Origin of the sequence: Kitasatospora albolonga, assembly GCA_002082585.1 — a bacterium.
Classification (GTDB): Bacteria; Actinomycetota; Actinomycetes; order Streptomycetales; family Streptomycetaceae; genus Streptomyces; species Streptomyces stephensoniae.
Genome location: CP020563.1, coordinates 4849213 through 4866900 on the forward strand (window position 1 = coordinate 4849213; position 17688 = coordinate 4866900).

The 17688-nt window shown below is 70.7% G+C and carries 13 protein-coding genes; 11 read left to right on the forward strand and 2 right to left on the reverse strand.

Annotation, left to right across the window (positions count from 1 at the left end; translation table 11 throughout):
• The first annotated feature begins 14 nt into the window (after positions 1–14).
• The 11 genes from B7C62_21360 to B7C62_21410 all read left to right on the forward strand — a co-directional run bounded on the left by B7C62_21360 (position 15) and on the right by B7C62_21410 (position 15489).
• Positions 15–884 (forward strand): NADH-quinone oxidoreductase subunit E, encoded by an 870-nt coding sequence (locus tag B7C62_21360; GenBank protein ID ARF74499.1) that lies wholly within the window; start codon positions 15–17, stop codon positions 882–884.
• Positions 884–2263 (forward strand): NADH-quinone oxidoreductase subunit F, encoded by a 1380-nt coding sequence (locus B7C62_21365; GenBank protein ID ARF74500.1) that lies wholly within the window; start codon positions 884–886, stop codon positions 2261–2263. Before B7C62_21360 ends, B7C62_21365 begins: the two co-directional genes overlap by 1 nt.
• Positions 2260–4770 carry an NADH-quinone oxidoreductase subunit G gene (locus tag B7C62_21370; GenBank protein ID ARF74501.1) on the forward strand — a complete coding sequence of 837 codons (2511 nt, stop codon included), beginning with the start codon at positions 2260–2262 and terminating at the stop codon, positions 4768–4770. The genes B7C62_21365 and B7C62_21370 overlap by 4 nt, the downstream gene beginning before the upstream one ends.
• The gene (locus B7C62_21375) at positions 4767–6170 is read left to right on the forward strand and encodes an NADH-quinone oxidoreductase subunit H (protein ID ARF74502.1); all 1404 of its coding nucleotides are present in this window, start codon (positions 4767–4769) and stop codon (positions 6168–6170) included. The genes B7C62_21370 and B7C62_21375 overlap by 4 nt, the downstream gene beginning before the upstream one ends.
• Positions 6163–6843, forward strand: a complete 681-nt coding sequence (locus B7C62_21380; GenBank protein ARF74503.1) for an NADH-quinone oxidoreductase subunit I — start codon at positions 6163–6165, stop codon at positions 6841–6843. Before B7C62_21375 ends, B7C62_21380 begins: the two co-directional genes overlap by 8 nt.
• Complete coding sequence (locus tag B7C62_21385) at positions 6840–7706, forward strand: NADH:ubiquinone oxidoreductase subunit J (protein ID ARF74504.1); 867 nt, start codon at positions 6840–6842, stop codon at positions 7704–7706. The genes B7C62_21380 and B7C62_21385 overlap by 4 nt, the downstream gene beginning before the upstream one ends.
• Positions 7703–8002, forward strand: a complete 300-nt coding sequence (locus B7C62_21390; protein ARF74505.1) for an NADH-quinone oxidoreductase subunit K — start codon at positions 7703–7705, stop codon at positions 8000–8002. Before B7C62_21385 ends, B7C62_21390 begins: the two co-directional genes overlap by 4 nt.
• Before the next feature lie 13 nt (positions 8003–8015).
• Positions 8016–9911 (forward strand): NADH-quinone oxidoreductase subunit L, encoded by a 1896-nt coding sequence (locus B7C62_21395; GenBank protein ARF74506.1) that lies wholly within the window; start codon positions 8016–8018, stop codon positions 9909–9911.
• A gap of 4 nt (positions 9912–9915) precedes the next feature.
• On the forward strand, positions 9916–11487 hold the full coding sequence (locus B7C62_21400) for an NADH-quinone oxidoreductase subunit M (GenBank protein ID ARF74507.1): 1572 nt from the start codon (positions 9916–9918) through the stop codon (positions 11485–11487).
• Positions 11484–13148: an NADH-quinone oxidoreductase subunit N gene (locus tag B7C62_21405; GenBank protein ARF74508.1), complete on the forward strand. Its 1665-nt coding sequence runs from the start codon at positions 11484–11486 to the stop codon at positions 13146–13148. Before B7C62_21400 ends, B7C62_21405 begins: the two co-directional genes overlap by 4 nt.
• A gap of 205 nt (positions 13149–13353) precedes the next feature.
• The gene (locus B7C62_21410; protein ARF77307.1) at positions 13354–15489 is read left to right on the forward strand and encodes a DNA helicase RecQ; all 2136 of its coding nucleotides are present in this window, start codon (positions 13354–13356) and stop codon (positions 15487–15489) included.
• Positions 15490–15552: 63 nt separating this feature from the next.
• Here the strand turns inward: B7C62_21410 and B7C62_21415 are convergent, their stop codons facing one another.
• Both B7C62_21415 and B7C62_21420 read right to left on the reverse strand, forming a co-directional pair.
• Entirely contained in the window at positions 15553–16242 is a 690-nt protein-coding gene (locus B7C62_21415) for a GPP34 family phosphoprotein (protein ARF74509.1), read from the reverse strand.
• A complete protein-coding gene (locus B7C62_21420; protein ID ARF74510.1) occupies positions 16239–17468 on the reverse strand; it encodes a fumarylacetoacetase in 1230 nt (409 codons plus the stop codon). Before B7C62_21420 ends, B7C62_21415 begins: the two co-directional genes overlap by 4 nt.
• Positions 17469–17688 lie beyond the last annotated feature (220 nt).

Here is a 17688-nt window from a genome sequence, read left to right on the forward strand (position 1 = left end):
AGGTCAGTCTGGGGATGCCGCAGCTCCCCGCCCCCGCCTACCCGGCCGACGTGCGCGCCCGGCTCGACGCGGACGCGAAGGAGGTGATCGCCCGCTACCCGGGAAGCCGCTCCGCACTGCTGCCGCTGCTCCACCTCGTACAGTCCGAGGAGGGGTACGTCTCCCGTACGGGGATGGCCTTCTGTGCCGAGACCCTCGGCCTCACCACCGCCGAGGTCACGGCCGTGGCGACCTTCTACTCCATGTACCGGCGCAGGCCCAGCGGGGACTACCAGGTCGGTGTCTGCACCAACACCCTGTGCGCGGTCATGGGCGGCGACGCCATCTTCGACACGCTCAAGGAGCACCTCGGCGTCGGCAACAACGAGACGACCGAGGACGGCAAGGTCACCCTCGAGCACATCGAGTGCAACGCGGCCTGCGACTTCGCGCCCGTCGTGATGGTGAACTGGGAGTTCTTCGACAACCAGACGCCCGAGAGCGCCACGCAGCTCGTCGACGACCTGATCGCCGGGCGGACCGTCGAGCCCACCCGCGGTGCCCCGCTCTGCTCCTACAAGGAGACCGCCCGCATCCTGGCAGGCTTCCCCGACGAGCGCCCCGGCGCCGTCGAGGCCACCGGCGGCGCGGGCCCCGCCTCCCTCGTCGGGCTCAAGCTCGCCAAGGGCGAGGCGCTCCCGAAGGCCCGGGTCGTCGCCCCGCGCGACGGACAGCCGGGCGGCGGGCAGCGCGAGGACGCACCGTCGCACGACGCGCAGCCGCACGACGCACAGGTCCACGATCCGTCGCCGGCCGAGCGCCTCAGCTCGCACGACGCACCGCAGCAGACCTCGGCCTCCGACCCGGAGCACCCGGCCGGGCCCACCGCCGAGGAGGGGGAGTGATGACCTTGGCCGCCGAGATCGACCACAACGGGACGAGCCCCGAGAAGCTGCTCGCCCCCGTCCTCTCCTCCTTCTGGGACCAGCCCGAGTCCTGGACCCTGGAGACCTACCGCCGCCACGAGGGGTACGAGGGACTGCGCAAAGCCCTCGCGATGGACCCCGACGACCTCATCGCGTACGTCAAGGACTCCGGTCTGCGCGGACGCGGGGGCGCCGGGTTCCCCACCGGGATGAAGTGGCAGTTCATCCCGCAGGGAGACGGCAAACCGCACTATCTAGTTGTCAACGCCGACGAGTCGGAGCCGGGGACCTGCAAGGACATCCCGCTCCTCTTCGCGAACCCGCATAGCCTCATTGAGGGCATTGTGATCGCCTGTTACGCGATCCGTTCGTCGCACGCGTTCATCTATTTGCGCGGTGAGGTCGTCCCCGTGCTGCGACGACTGCACGAGGCCGTACGAGAGGCGTACGAGGCGGGTTATCTGGGGACGAACATCCTGGGCTCAGGGCTCGATCTGGAACTCACGGTGCACGCGGGCGCCGGTGCGTACATCTGTGGTGAGGAAACCGCGCTGCTCGACTCTCTCGAAGGACGGCGTGGCCAGCCCCGGCTGCGACCCCCCTTCCCCGCGGTCGCCGGTCTGTACGCCTGCCCCACTGTGGTGAACAACGTCGAGTCCATCGCCTCGGTTCCCGCGATCCTGAACAAGGGCAAGGACTGGTTCAAGTCGATGGGCAGCGAGAAGTCCCCGGGCTTCACGCTCTACTCGCTCAGCGGCCATGTCACCAGCCCCGGCCAGTACGAGGCCCCGCTCGGCATCACGCTCCGTCAGCTCCTCGACATGAGCGGCGGGATGCGGGCCGGGCACCGCCTCAAGTTCTGGACCCCGGGCGGCTCCTCCACCCCGATGTTCACCGACGAGCACCTCGACGTCCCCCTGGATTACGAGGGCGTCGGCGCCGCCGGGTCCATGCTCGGCACCAAGGCGCTCCAGTGCTTCGACGAGACGACCTGCGTCGTGCGGGCCGTCACCCGCTGGACCGAGTTCTACGCCCACGAGTCCTGCGGCAAGTGCACACCGTGCCGCGAAGGGACGTACTGGCTGGTCCAGTTGCTCCGCGATATCGAGGCGGGCAAGGGCCAGATGTCCGACCTGGACAAGCTCAACGACATCGCCGACAACATCAACGGCAAGTCGTTCTGCGCGCTCGGTGACGGCGCCGCCTCGCCGATCTTCTCCTCGCTCAAGTACTTCCGCGAGGAGTACGAACAGCACATCACGGGCAAGGGCTGCCCCTTCGATCCCGCGAAATCCACGGCCTGGGCCGACGACAAGAACGCCGATGGCAAGAACGCTCACCGGGGGGTGAACGCATGACAGTCACCACGAGTGCGCCCTCCGGGGGCGGCGAGGCGGCCATCCCGCCCGAGGACCTGGTCACGCTGACCATCGACGGCATCGAGATCAGCGTCCCCAAGGGGACCCTGGTCATCCGGGCCGCCGAACTCCTCGGCATCGAGATCCCGCGCTTCTGCGACCACCCGCTCCTCGACCCGGCCGGCGCCTGCCGCCAGTGCATCGTCGAGGTCGAGGGCCAGCGGAAGCCGATGGCCTCCTGCACGATCACCTGCACCGACGGCATGGTCGTCAAGTCCCAGATCACCTCTCCTGTCGCCGAGAAGGCGCAGAAGGGCGTGATGGAGCTGCTGCTGATCAACCACCCGCTGGACTGCCCCGTCTGCGACAAGGGCGGCGAGTGCCCGCTCCAGAACCAGGCGATGTCCCACGGCGCCGCCGACTCCCGCTTTGAGGGCAAGAAGCGGACCTTCGAGAAGCCCGTCCCCATCTCCACCCAGGTGCTGCTGGACCGTGAGCGGTGCGTGCTCTGCGCCCGCTGCACCCGGTTCTCCAACCAGGTGGCGGGCGACCCGATGATCGAGCTGATCGAGCGCGGCGCCCTCCAGCAGGTCGGCACCGGCGAGGGCGACCCCTTCGAGTCGTACTTCTCCGGCAACACCATCCAGATCTGCCCGGTCGGCGCGCTGACCTCGGCGGCGTACCGCTTCCGCTCCCGCCCCTTCGACCTGGTCTCCACCCCCTCGGTGTGCGAGCAGTGCTCCGGCGGCTGCGGGATGCGCACCGACCACCGGCGCGGCAAGGTCATGCGGCGCCTCGCGGCCAACGAGCCCGAGGTCAACGAGGAGTGGATCTGCGACAAGGGGAGGTTCGGCTTCCGCTACGCCCAGCAGCGCGACCGCCTCACCACCCCGCTCGTCCGCAACGCCGACGGCGTCCTGGAACCGGCGAGCTGGCCCGAGGCGCTGGAGGTCGCGGCGGCCGGACTCCTCGCCGCCCGGGGCCGTACCGGCGTCCTGACCGGCGGCCGGCTGACCGTCGAGGACTCCTACGCGTACAGCAAGTTCGCCCGGGTCGCCCTCGACACCAACGACATCGACTTCCGCTCCCGCGTCCACAGCGCCGAGGAGGCCGACTTCCTGGCCGCCCGCGTCGCCGGGCGCGGCCGGGACCTGGACGGCGAGGGGGTCACGTACTCCGCGCTGGAGAAGGCCCCCGCCGTCCTGCTCGTCGGGTTCGAGTCCGAGGAGGAGGCCCCCGGCGTCTTCCTCCGCCTCCGCAAGGCCCACCGCAAGAGCGGCCAGAAGACCTTCGCGCTCGCCTCGCACGCCACGCGCGGCCTGGTGAAGGCGGGCGGCACGCTGCTGCCCGCCGCGCCCGGTACGGAGACCGAGTGGCTGGACGCGCTCGCGGGCGGGGTCGGGCTGGAGGCCGAAGGGGCTGCCGCCGCCGAGGCGTTGCGCGGTGAGCACTCCCTGATCATCGTCGGTGAGCGGCTCGCGGGGGTGCCCGGCGCACTGTCCGCCGCCATTCGTACCGCCGCCGCGACCGGCGCACGCTTGGTGTGGATTCCGCGCCGGGCGGGCGACCGGGGCGCGGTGGAGGCGGGCGCGCTCCCCACCCTGCTGCCCGGCGGACGCCCGGCCACCGATCCGCGGGCCCGGGACGAGGTGGCCGCCGTCTGGCGCGTCGCCGAACTGCCCACCCGCCACGGCCGCGACACCGGCCAGATCATCGAGGCCGCGGCCACCGGCGAACTGGGCGCGCTCCTCGTCGCCGGTGTCGGCGTGGAGGACCTGCCCGACCCGGCGCGGGCGCTTCAGGCCCTGGACGAGGTCGGGTTCCTGGTCTCGCTGGAGCTGCGGCCGAGCCAGGTCACCGAACGGGCCGACGTGGTCCTCCCGGTCGCCGCCGTCGCCGAGAAGTCCGGCACCTTCCTCAACTGGGAGGGCCGGGTCCGGATGTTCCAGGCGGCGCTGAAGCCGGAGCAGATGCCCCGGACGCTCTCCCCGGTCGACTCCCGCGTGCTGCACATGCTGGCCGACGCCATGGACGTGCACTTCGCGCTGCCCGACCTGACCGCCGTCCGCCGCGAGCTGGACCGGCTCGGCGGCTGGGAGGGCGGCCACGCGGACGACCCGCGCGAACCGGCGCAGCCGCTGCCCCGGCCAGGCGACGGCGAGGCGGTCCTCGCGGGCCACCGGATGCTGCTCGACCTCGGCCGGCTCCAGGAGGGCGACACCGCGCTGGCCGGGACCCGGCACGCGGCGCTCGCCCGGCTCTCGGCCACCACCGCCGCCGAGACCGGCGTCAAGGACGGCGACCTGCTCGCCGTCACCGGCCCCACCGGCACCGTCGAACTCCCCCTCCAGGTCACCGACATGCCGGACCGCGTGGTCTGGGTGCCGCTGAACTCGGTGGGACGCGGCATCCCCGCCGACACCGGTGCGAACCCCGGGGGCCTGGTACGGATCGGCCCCGCCGCCGTACCGGCCGCTCCCGTCGAACCATCGGAGGTACGAGCGTGACTGGCCTCACCGCACTCACGACGGCGCCCGGGGGTGCCGTCCTCGCCGCCGAGGATCTCTCGATGTTCGGCACCGACCCCTGGTGGCTGGTGCTGCTCAAGGCGGTCTTCTGCTTCGCCTTCCTGATGCTGATCGTGCTCTTCTCCATCGTGTGGGAGCGCAAGGTCGTCGCCTGGATGCAGCTGCGGATCGGCCCCAACCGGCACGGCCCCTGGGGTCTGCTCCAGTCGCTCGCCGACGGCGTCAAACTGATGCTGAAAGAAGACGTCGTCGTCAAGCGCGCGGACAAGGCGGTCTACGTCCTCGCGCCGATCCTCGCGGCGATCCCCGCCTTCATGGCGGTCGCGGTCATCCCCTTCGGGCCCGCGGGCAACGAGATCTCGATCTTCGGCACCCGTACGACGATGCAGCTCACCGACCTGCCGATCGCCGCGCTCTACATCCTCGCCGTCGGCGCGGTCGGGGTGTACGGCTTCGTGCTCGGCGGCTGGTCCTCGGGCTCGACGTACCCGCTGCTCGGCGGAATCCGCTCGTGCGCCCAGATGATCAGCTACGAGATCGCCATGGGCGCCGCGTTCGCCTCGGTCTTCCTCTACTCCGGGTCGATGTCGACCTCGGCGATCGTGGAGGCGCAGGCGGACCGCTGGTATCTGATCCTGCTGCCGATGTCCTTCCTCATCTACATGGTGACGATGGTCGGTGAGGCCAGCCGGGCCCCGTTCGACATGCCGGAGTCCGAGGGCGACCTCGTCGGCGGCTTCAACACCGAGTACAGCTCCATCAAGTTCGCGATGTTCATGCTCGCCGAGTACATCCACATGGTGACCGTGTCGATGATCGCGGTGACGCTGTTCCTCGGCGGCTGGCGGGCCCCGTACCCGATCTCCGCGTTCTGGGAGGGGGCGAACCACGGCTGGTGGCCGATGCTCTGGTTCTTCCTCAAGCTCCAGGCGCTGATCTTCTTCTTCATCTGGCTGCGCGGCACCCTGCCACGCGTCCGCTACGACCAGCTGATGAAGCTCGGCTGGAAGGTCCTGATCCCGGTCTCGGTGGGCTGGCTGATGCTCGTCGCCACCGTCCGCGCGCTGCGCAACGAGGGCTACGACTTCTCCCGGATCGTGCTGTACGTCGGCGGGGCCGTGCTCGCGATCCTGCTGATCTCCCTGGTTGTTGACATGTTCCGCGACCGCAGGATCAGGGCCCAGGAGGTGGAGGCCGAACCGGAGCCCGCCTTCGACCCGATGGCGGGCGGGTTCCCGGTGCCACCGCTGCCCGGACAGACCCTGCCGCCGGTGCCCAGGCGCGTACCACGACGGGAGCGGGAGCTCGTTGTCAGTGGTGGGCCGGATACTCAGAGTGACGGAAACGCGAGTGACGGAAAGGAGGCCGGCGGTGTCTGAGAAACCAGAGCTCACGGGCTCATCGGGGTCCGCTGGGTCCTCGGGGGAATCGGGATCGGCGGGGGAGAAGTTCCAGAACCCCGTGGCCGGCTTCGGCGTGACCTTCAAGGCCATGTTCAAGAAGCGGCTGACCGAGCAGTACCCGGAGACGCCGAAGGTGACGGCGCCCCGCTTCCACGGCCGCCACCAGCTCAACCGCCACCCGGACGGCCTGGAGAAGTGCGTCGGCTGCGAGCTGTGCGCCTGGGCGTGTCCGGCGGACGCCATCTACGTGGAGGGCGCGGACAACACCGAGGAGGAGCGCTACTCCCCGGGCGAGCGCTACGGCCGCGTCTACCAGATCAACTACGCGCGCTGCATCCTGTGCGGACTCTGCATCGAGGCGTGCCCCACCCGGGCGCTCACGATGACGAACGAGTTCGAGCTCGCCAACACCACCCGCGAGAGCCTCATCTACACCAAGGACGAGCTGCTCGCGGGCCTGGAGGAAGGCATGGTCGACAGCCCGCACGCGATCTTCCCGGGCATGGACGAACAGGACTACTACCGGGGCCTGGTCACCGAGGCCGCCCCCGGCACGGTCCCGCAGCAGGCGGTCTCCAAGGGCGAGCGGAAGCCCGACGAGTCCGCCGGAGCCACCGGCGTACAGCAGGACAGGGGGGCGGGCGCATGAACGTGATCGCCGCGGCCTCCACCACCTCGACCGGTGAGGCCGTCCAGTTCTGGATTCTGGGGACCGTCGCCGTGATCGGCGCGCTGGCCACGATCCTGCTCAAGAAGTCCGTGCACAGCGCCCTGGCGCTCGCCGGGACCATGGTCGTCCTGGCCGTCTTCTACCTCGCCAACGGCGCCTATTTCCTCGGCATCGTCCAGATCATCGTCTACACCGGCGCGATCATGATGCTGTTCCTCTTCGTCGTGATGCTCGTCGGCGTCACCGCGGCGGACTCCCTCAAGGAGACCCTCAAGGGGCAGCGCTGGCTGGCCCTGGGCTGCGGCCTTGGCTTCGGCATCCTGCTGATCGCGGGCATCGGCAACGCGTCGCTGTCCACCTTCAACGGGCTGGGCGCCGCCAACGCCCTGCACGGGGGGAACGTCGAGGGGCTCGCCAACCTCATCTTCACCAAGTACGTCTTCGCGTTCGAGATCACCGGCGCCCTGCTGATCACCGCGACCGTCGGGGCGATGGTGCTCACGCACCGCGAGCGCACCGAACGGGCCAAGACCCAGCGGGAGATGGCCGAGGAGCGTGTGCGCGGCAAGCACCTCCCGCCGCTGCCCGCCCCCGGCGTCTACGCCCGGCACAACGCGGTGGACATCGCCGGTCTGCTGCCCGACGGCACGCCGTCCGAGCTGACCGTCATGAAGACGCTGCGCGACCGGGGCCAGATCCGCGATGTCTCGCAGGAGGCCCTCGCCGATCTCAAGGCCCTGGAGCAGCGCTCCGGGGAGCGGCTCGGACGTGAGGACGCGGACGCCGTGTCCCGGGGCGCCGACCCCGCATCCGCGGCGGAGAACTCGGAGGCCGCCAAGTGAACCCGGTCAACTACCTCTATCTCGCGGCCCTGCTGTTCGCGATCGGCGCCTCCGGGGTGCTGATCCGGCGGAACGTGATCGTGCTGTTCATGTGCATCGAGCTGATGCTCAACGCGTGCAACCTGGCGCTCGTCACCTTCTCCCGGATGCACGGAAACCTCGACGGGCAGATCGTCGCCTTCTTCGTGATGGTCGTCGCCGCCGCGGAAGTCGTCGTCGGGCTCGCGATCATCGTGTCGTTGTTCCGCTCCCGCCACTCGGCCTCGGTCGACGACGCCAGCCTGATGAAGCTGTAAGGGGACCGGAATCGTGGAGAACCTGATCGCGCTGCTCGTCGCGGCGCCCCTGCTCGGAGCGGTGGTCCTGCTCTGCGGCGGCCGTCGGCTGGACAAGACCGGGCACTGGCTCGGCACCGCGCTCGCCGCCGCCTCGTTCGTCGTCGGTGTCGTCCTCTTCACCGACATGCTGGGGAAGGGCGCCGAGGACCGGGCCCTGCACCAGCACCTGTTCAGCTGGATTCCGGTGGAGGGCTTCCAGGCCGACATCGCCTTCCAGCTCGACCAGCTGTCGATGACGTTCGTCCTGCTCATCACCGGTGTGGGAACGCTGATCCACATCTACTCCATCGGCTACATGGAGCACGACGAGCGCAGGCGCCGCTTCTTCGGCTATCTCAACCTGTTCCTCGCGGCGATGCTGATCCTCGTCATCGCCGACAACTACCTGCTGCTGTACGTCGGGTGGGAGGGCGTCGGTCTGGCGTCGTACCTGCTCATCGGCTTCTGGCAGCACAAGCCCAGCGCGGCCACCGCCGCGAAGAAGGCGTTCCTGGTCAACCGCGTCGGTGACGTGGGCCTCTCGATCGCCATCATGCTGATGTTCACCACCTTCGGCACCTTCGCCTTCGGCCCGGTGCTGGAGGCGACCGGCGACACCAGCGAGGGCAAGCTGACGGCCATCGGCCTGATGCTGCTGCTGGCCGCCTGCGGCAAGTCGGCCCAGGTGCCGCTGCAGTCCTGGCTCGGCGACGCGATGGAGGGCCCGACCCCGGTCTCCGCCCTCATCCACGCCGCGACCATGGTCACCGCCGGTGTCTATCTGATCGTCCGCTCCGGCGCCATCTTCAACGGCGCCCCGGACGCCCAGCTGGTCGTCGCCATCGTCGGTGCCGTCACGCTGATCTTCGGAGCGATCGTCGGTTGCGCGAAGGACGACATCAAGAAGGCGCTCGCGGGCTCCACGATGTCGCAGATCGGCTACATGGTCCTCGCCGCGGGCCTCGGCCCGATCGGCTACATCTTCGCGATCATGCACCTGGTGACGCACGGCTTCTTCAAGGCCGGGCTCTTCCTGGGGGCCGGTTCGGTGATGCACGGCATGAACGACGAGGTCGACATGCGCAAGTACGGCGGCCTGCGGAAGTACATGCCGGTCACCTTCGTCACCTTCGGCCTCGGCTATCTCGCCATCATCGGCTTCCCGGGCCTGTCCGGCTTCTTCTCCAAGGACAAGATCATCGAGGCGGCCTTCGCCAAGGGCGGCACCGAGGGCTGGATCTTCGGCTCCGTCGCCCTGCTGGGCGCCGCGATCACCGCCTTCTACATGACGCGCGTGATGCTGATGACCTTCTTCGGCGAGAAGCGCTGGCAGCCCGACGCCGAAGGCCGTGAGCCGCACCCGCACGAGTCCCCGAAGTCCATGACGATCCCCATGATCGTGCTGGCCGTCGGGTCGGTCTTCGCCGGTGGCTTCTTCGCCATCGGTGACCGCTTCGTCAACTGGCTCCAGCCGGTCACCGGTTACGACCACGGGCACTCCCCGCTGAGCGTGGCCACCGTCACCGGAGCCACCGTCGTGGCCCTGATCGTCGGGGTCGCGATCGCCTGGACGATGTACGGGCGCAAGCCGGTCCCCGTCGTGGCCCCGCGCGGCTCGCTGCTCACCCGGGCGGCCCGCCGCGACCTGCTCCAGGACGACTTCAACCACGTGGTCCTGGTCCGGGGCGGCGAGCACCTCACCCGCTCGCTGGTCTACGTCGACCACTCCCTGGTCGACGGCGTCGTCAACGGCACGGCAGCGTCGGTCGGCGGGCTCTCCGGCCGGCTGCGCAAGCTGCAGAACGGCTACGCCCGCACCTACGCGGTCTCGATGTTCGGCGGTGCGGCGGTCGTCATCGCCGCGACCCTGCTGATGAGGGCGGTCTGATCACATGTCCTTTCCCCTCCTGACCGCGACGGCGGCGCTCCCGGCCATCGGAGCCATCGCCACCGCCGCCGTCCCCGCCGCACAGCGCACCGTGGCCAAATGGGTCGCGCTGTTCTTCTCGCTGGGCACGCTCGTCCTGGCGGGCATCGTCTTCGCCCGCTTCGAACCGGGCGGCGACCGCTACCAGCTGACCGAGTCCCGGTCCTGGATCGCCGACTTCGGCGTCCGGTACGAACTCGGCGTGGACGGCATCGGGGTGGCCCTCCTCGGGCTCACCGCGCTGCTGATCCCGTTCGTCATCGCGGCGGGCTGGCACGACGCCGACCCCCTGGAGACGAAGTCCTCGCGCTGGCGGCCGACCCAGGGCTTCTTCGCCCTGATCCTCATGGTCGAGGCCATGGTGATCCTGTCGTTCCTCGCGACCGACGTCTTCCTCTTCTACATCCTGTTCGAAGCCATGCTCATCCCGATGTACTTCCTCATCGGCGGCTTCGGCGACCGGGCCCACGCGGGAAGCGACGAGAACGCCGCGAAGCAGCGCTCGTACGCGGCGGTCAAGTTCCTCCTCTACAACCTGGCCGGCGGCCTGATCATGCTGGCCGCCGTCATCGGGCTCTACGTGGTCGCGGGCAGCTTCTCGCTCACCGAGATCGCGGCGGCCCGGGCCAACGGCGACCTGGCGATGGCGACCAGCACCGAGCGGTGGCTCTTCCTCGGGTTCTTCCTCGCCTTCGCGATCAAGGCCCCGCTCTGGCCGCTGCACACCTGGCTGCCCAACGCGATGGGCGAGGCCACCGCACCGGTCGCCGTGCTCATCACCGCGATCGTCGACAAGGTCGGCACCTTCGCGATGCTCCGCTTCTGCCTCGGGCTCTTCCCGGAGGCCAGCAAGTGGGCGACCCCGGTCGTCATCGCCCTGGCGCTCGTCTCCATCGTCTACGGAGCGCTGCTCGCGGTCGGCCAGCGCGACATCAAGCGGCTCATCGCCTACGCCTCGATCTCGCACTTCGGCTTCATCATCCTGGGCATCTTCGCGATGACCAGCCAGGGCCAGTCGGGCGCCACGCTCTACATGGTCAACCACGGCATCTCCACCGCCGCGCTGCTGCTCGTCGCCGGATTCCTCATCACCCGGCGCGGCTCGCGGCTCATCGCGGACTACGGAGGGGTGCAGAAGGTCGCCCCCGTGCTGGCGGGCACCTTCCTCATCGGCGGTCTGGCGACCCTGTCGCTGCCGGGGCTCGCCCCGTTCGTCAGTGAGTTCCTGGTCCTCGTCGGCACGTTCAGCGCCTATCCGGTGGCCGGGATCATCGCCACCTCCGGCATCGTGCTCGCCGCGATCTACGTCCTCGTCCTCTACCAGCGGACGATGACCGGCCCGGTCAACGAGTCGGTGCGGACCATGCCCGACCTCAAGGCGCGTGAGCTGGCGGTCGCCGTACCGCTGATCGCGCTCCTGCTCTTCCTGGGCGTCTTCCCGAAGCCGCTCACCGAGGTCGTCAACCCGGCGGTCAAGCACACCATGTCCGACGTACAGAAGAAGGACCCCCAGCCCGAGGTGGAGGCCGCCAAGTGAGCGCAACAGCTGTCCACAACCTGTGGACGACGGCGAGCGGGGTGACATCCGCAGCCCCGGGGGACCGCTTCACGGCGCCCACCATCGAGTACGCCCAGCTCGCACCCGTCCTGATCATCGTGGTCGCCGCCGTCCTGGGCATCCTGGTGGAGGCGTTCGTCCCGCGCAGGGCCCGCTACCACACCCAGCTCCTGCTGACCGTGGTGGCGCTGGCCGCCGCGTTCGCCGCGGTGGTCTCCCTCGCGGCCGGCGGGTACGGCACCACGAAGGCCCAGATCGCGGCCATGGGCGCCATCGCGATCGACGGACCCACCCTGTTCCTCCAGGGGACCATCCTCCTGGTCGCCGTGGTGGCCGTCTTCACCTTCGCCGAACGGCGGCTCGACCCCACGGCCCACGGCAGGAAGGTCGACTCCTTCGCCGCCCAGGCCGGTACGGTGCCCGGCAGCGACGCCGAGAAGGCCGCCGTCCGCGCGGGCTTCACCACCACCGAGGTCTTCCCGCTGACCCTCTTCTCGGTGGCGGGCCTGATCGTCTTCCCCGCCGCCAACGATCTGCTGACCCTCTTCATCGCGCTGGAAGTCTTCTCGCTCCCGCTCTACCTCCTGTGCGCCATCGCCCGCCGCAAGCGGCTGATGTCCCAGGAAGCGGCCGTGAAGTACTTCCTGCTCGGCGCGTTCTCCTCGGCGTTCATGCTCTTCGGGATCGCCCTCCTCTACGGCTACGCGGGCTCCCTCTCGTACGCCACCATCGCCAACGTCGTCGACGGCTCGGTCCTGGAGATCGACCCGGCCCTCGCCGGGACCATGGGCAACGACGCGCTGCTCCTCGTCGGCGGCGCGATGATCCTGACCGGCCTGCTCTTCAAGGTCGGCGCCGTCCCGTTCCACATGTGGACCCCGGACGTCTACCAGGGCGCACCGACCCCGGTCACCGGCTTCATGGCCGCCGCCACCAAGGTCGCCGCGTTCGGCGCCCTGCTGCGGCTGCTGTACGTGGTGCTCCCCGGGCTCACCTGGGACCTGCGGCCGGTCCTGTGGGCGGTGGCCATCATCACGATGCTGGGCGGCGCGGTCGTCGCGATCACCCAGACCGACATCAAGCGGCTGCTGGCCTACTCCTCGATCGCGCACGCGGGCTTCATCCTCGCGGGTGTCATCGCGACCAGCCCGGAGGGGGTCTCCTCGGTCCTCTTCTACCTGGGCGCGTACTCCTTCGTGACGGTCGGCGCGTTCGCGGTCGTCACGCTGGTACGGGACGCGGGCGGCGAGGCCACGCACCTGTCGAAGTGGGCCGGGCTCGGCCGCCGCTCGCCGCTGGTCGCCGCGGTCTTCGCGGTGTTCCTGCTGGCCTTTGCCGGTATCCCGCTCACCTCGGGCTTCTCCGGGAAGTTCGCCGTCTTCAAGGCGGCGGCGGAGAGCGGCGCCGGTGCGCTGGTCGTGGTCGGTGTGATCTCCTCCGCGATCGCCGCCTTCTTCTACATCCGTGTCATCGTCCTGATGTTCTTCAGCGAGCCGAAGGCGGACGGCCCCACGGTCGCCGTCCCGTCCCCGCTGACCATGACGACGATCGCGGTCGGGGTGGCGGTCACGCTGGTGCTGGGCCTGGCCCCGCAGTACTTCCTGGACCTCGCGGGCCAGGCGGGGGTCTTCGTGCGGTAGCCGCAACCCTTGTCGCACAGCGCCGGACGGTCGATATCCACAGACCGTCCGGCGCTGTCGTAGGAGGCGCCTATCGTGGTCGGGGACGGAGCAAGGACGGACAGGGCCGGGCGTGCGGCCGGGACGGACCGACGACGGAGCGGTTACGGGTCGGGCTGTGGACCGTACGGCGCGGACCTCGGGGGACAGAGCATTGGGCGTGAGCATGGATGTGACCGGGACGGTGACCGGCAACGGGACCGGCACCGACAACGGGGCAGGCGGCGGGACCGGTGGCGGAGCCGAGACCGAGGCGCTGCGGACGCTGCACCGGGTCTTCGGGTACGACGCGTTCCGCGGCGAGCAGGGCGCGGTCATCGAGCACGTGGTCTCCGGCGGCGACGCCGTCGTGCTCATGCCGACCGGTGGCGGAAAGTCCCTCTGCTACCAGATCCCGTCCCTGGTCAGGCGTGGCACCGGGGTCGTCGTCTCCCCGCTGATCGCCCTCATGCAGGACCAGGTCGACGCCCTGCGGGCGCTCGGTGTGCGGGCCGGGTTCATGAACTCCACGCAGGACTTCGACGAGCGCCGCTCGATGGAGGCGCAGTTCCTCGCGGGCGAGCTGGACCTGCTGTACCTGGCGCCGGAGCGGCTGCGGCTGGACTCCACGCTGTCGCTGCTGGCCCGGGGCGAGATCTCCGTCTTCGCGATCGACGAGGCGCACTGCGTCGCCCAGTGGGGCCACGACTTCCGCCCGGACTACCTGGCGCTGTCCGTGCTCGGCGAGCGCTGGCCGGACGTCCCGCGCATCGCCCTGACGGCGACCGCCACGGACGCCACGCACCAGGAGATCACCCGCCGCCTCGGGATGCCGGAGGCGAAGCACTTCGTCGCCAGCTTCGACCGGCCCAACATCCAGTACCGGATCGTCCCGAAGTCCGACCCCAAGAAGCAGCTCCTCACCTTCCTCAAGGAGGAGCACGCCGGGGACGCGGGCATCGTCTACTGCCTCTCGCGCGCCTCCACGGAGAAGATCGCGGAGTATCTGACCCGCAACGGCATCGACGCCGTCCCGTACCACGCGGGCCTGGACGCCAACACGCGCGCCGCCCACCAGGCGCGCTTCCTCCGCGAGGAGGGGCTCGTCGTCGTCGCGACCATCGCCTTCGGCATGGGCATCGACAAGCCGGACGTCCGCTTCGTCGCCCACCTCGACCTCCCGAAGTCCGTCGAGGGGTACTACCAGGAGACCGGCCGCGCGGGCCGGGACGGCGAGCCGTCGACGGCCTGGATGGCGTACGGGCTCCAGGACGTCGTCCAGCAGCGCAAGCTCATCCAGGGCGGCGAGGGCGACGAGGCGTTCCGCCGCCGGGCCGCCGCCCATCTGGACTCGATGCTGGCGCTGTGCGAGACGGTCCAGTGCCGCCGGGCCCAGCTGCTGACCTACTTCGGCCAGGAGCCCACGGCGGCGAACTGCGGCAACTGCGACACCTGTCTGACCCCGCCGGAGACCTGGGACGGCACGGTCGTCTCGCAGAAGCTGCTCTCCACGGTGGTGCGGCTGAAGCGCGAGCGGAACCAGAAGTTCGGCGCGGGCCAGATCATCGACATCCTGCTGGGCCGCAAGACGGCCAAGGTCATCCAGTTCGACCACGACCAGCTCTCCGTCTTCGGCATCGGCGAGGAGCTGGCCGAGGCGGAGTGGCGCGGTGTGGTGCGCCAGCTGCTGGCGCAGGGCCTGCTCGCGGTGGAGGGGGAGTACGGCACGCTGGTCCTCACCGAGGAGAGCGCCACGGTCCTCGGCCGGGAGCGGGACGTCCTGCTCCGCAAGGAACCGAAGAAGCCGACATCGCGCTCGTCGTCCTCGTCCGGCTCCTCCCGCGGTGCCAAGGGCAAGACGGCCGCCGCCGACCTGCCCGCCTCCGCCGTCCCGGTCTTCGAGGCGCTGCGCGCCTGGCGCGGCGCGACGGCCAAGGAGCAGGGCGTCCCGGCGTACGTGATCTTCCACGACGCGACGCTGCGCGAGATCGCCACCGTCCACCCGACGTCGCTCGCGGAGCTGGGCGGGATCAGCGGCCTGGGCGAGAAGAAGCTCGCGACGTACGGGGAGGGGGTTCTGGGGGTCCTGGCGGAGACGTCTCCGGGGGCGCCCGCTGCGGGGTCCGCTGCTCCGGAGGCCCCCGCCGCGCGCCGGGCGGCGGCACCGGCTCCCGCTTCCCGCCCGGCGGCGCCCCCGGCCCCGTCCGGTACGAAGGCTCCGGCCGCCCCGGCCCGCGCCGACAAGGCCCCCGCGGCCCCGGCCGCCCCGCAGTACAGCGACCCCGAGTTCGCCTGGGACGAGGAGCCGCCCGAGTACGAGTGAGGGCGGGGACCGGGCGGCGGCGGAGCTACTGCGGGCCCGCCGCCCGGGAGGCGGCCGGGCCGATCAGTCCCCGCCGCAGCCACCTCCGCCCCCGCTGTCGCCGCCGCTCCAGCCGCTGCCTCCGCCGGACTCGTTCTGCTTCACGTTGTGGTGGACGGCCGACGCGGTCCACTCGGAGCGGCGCATGACTTTCATCGCCGTGCGGCCGTTGCGGCCGAGGCGGGTCAGTTCACCGGCGAGGCCGATCGCCGAGACCAGGGCGGCCAGCACCCGGTCGCGGTGGTCCGGGTACCCCGCCGCCTCGGCCGCCGCGAACCGGTCGAGGACGTCCCGCGCGAGGTCCGGCACGACCGGGAAGTGGCGGTGGTACGGGAAGAGGCCGAGGACGCGGCGGGTCTCCCGGGAGAGGACGGCGCGCCCGACCAGGGAGTCCAGGTACTGCTCCTGTACGGACCGGTCGTTCTCGCCCACCCAGCGCCGGGCGCGGATGCCTCGGCGGCGGCCCTTGGCCGGCTGGTCCAGGGTCCGGAGCAGGGCGGCGAGGAGGGGGTCGGCCGGGTCCAGCGGGTTCACCACCTGGACCCGGCCGCCCTCCTCCCGTATCCGCCCCTGGATCTCCAGCTCGGCGAGGACGGCCCCGGCGGTCCCGTACGCCAGATCGCGGGCCGGGCACACCGGCTTGCCCCGCTCCGGGTCCAGGGCGAGCAGGATAAGTTCCTCGGGGAGCGTCAGGGCGGGGGAGGGCGAGGTCATGGTGCCGTGACGATCCTGCCCGTCACATCGCCCAGCCCCACGCGGGTGCCGTGCGGGCCGGGGGCCCAGGCGGTCAGGGTGACCGTATCGCCGTCCTCCAGGAACGTCCGCTTGCCCTCGGGGAGTTCCAGGGGGTCGCGGCCGTTCCACGTCAGCTCCAGGAGCGAGCCGCGCTGGGCCGTCTCGGGGCCGCTGACCGTGCCGGAGCCGTACAGGTCGCCCGTTCGCAGCGAGGCGCCGTTGACCGTCATGTGCGCGAGCTGCTGGGCCGCTGTCCAGTACATCGTGGCGAACGGCGGCTCGGAGACGACCTGGCCGTTGATCTCCACCGTGATCCGGATGTCGAAGCCGCCGTGCTCCTCCTCGCCGGAGTCGTCCAGGTAGGGGAGGAGGGGGACGTCCCGGGCGGGCGGGGCGGTGCGGGCCGCGTCCAGGGCCTCCAGCGGGGTGACCCACGCCGATACGGAGGTGGCGAAGGACTTGCCGAGGAACGGGCCCAGCGGCACGTACTCCCACGCCTGGAGGTCGCGCGCCGACCAGTCGTTGAGCAGCGAGAGCCCGAAGACGTGCTCGCGGAAGTCGGCGAGCGGGACCGGGGTGCCGTGGGCGGAGGGGACGCCGACGACGAAGCCGACCTCGGCCTCGATGTCCAGCTTCACCGAGGGCCCGAAGACGGGCGCCGGGTCGGTGGGGGCCTTGCGCTGGCCGCTGGGGCGCACCACGTCCGTACCGGAGACCACGACGGTGCCGGAGCGGCCGTGGTAACCGATCGGCAGGTGCTTCCAGTTCGGGGTGAGCGCGTCGCCGTCCGGCCGGAACATCTGCCCGACGTTGGTGGCGTGGTGCTCGCTGGCGTAGAAGTCGACGTAGTCCGCGACCTCGTACGGCAGGTGCAGGGTCACCGTGTCCACCGGGTGCAGCAGCGGCTCGATGTCCGCGCGGTGGCCCGGCACCGTCACCCAGGCGGTGAGCGCGCGGCGCACATCGCTCCAGGCGGTGCGGCCCGCCGCGAGCAGCGGCCTCAGGGTCGGCTGGGCCAGCAGCCCGGCGTAGGGGGAGCCGAGCGCGTGGGCGGCGGCGCCGGCGTCCAGGACGTGGTTGCCGATACGGACGCCGACCCGGCGGTCCTCGGGGTGGCCGGGGGTGGAGAACACACCGTAGGGCAGGTTGTGCGGGCCGAAGGGGTCGCCCTCGGGGAGGTCGAGCGGGCTGCTCTGCTCGGGCATGTGTTGCTGCCTCGCTTTCCAGGTCGTGTGGAGGACACGTTACGTCGGAGGTACCGCCCCACGGCAGTGCCCCGACCCTCCCCAACTGTGCCTATTGCCCGGAAAGTTCGATGGGTCCCCCGGGAATCCGGGGGACCCGGCCGCGTAACAGGGCCGGGGCCCGGTCGCCTGCACAGGAGCCGAGGACCCGACCGCGCAACGGGCCGCTCAGCCCGCCGTG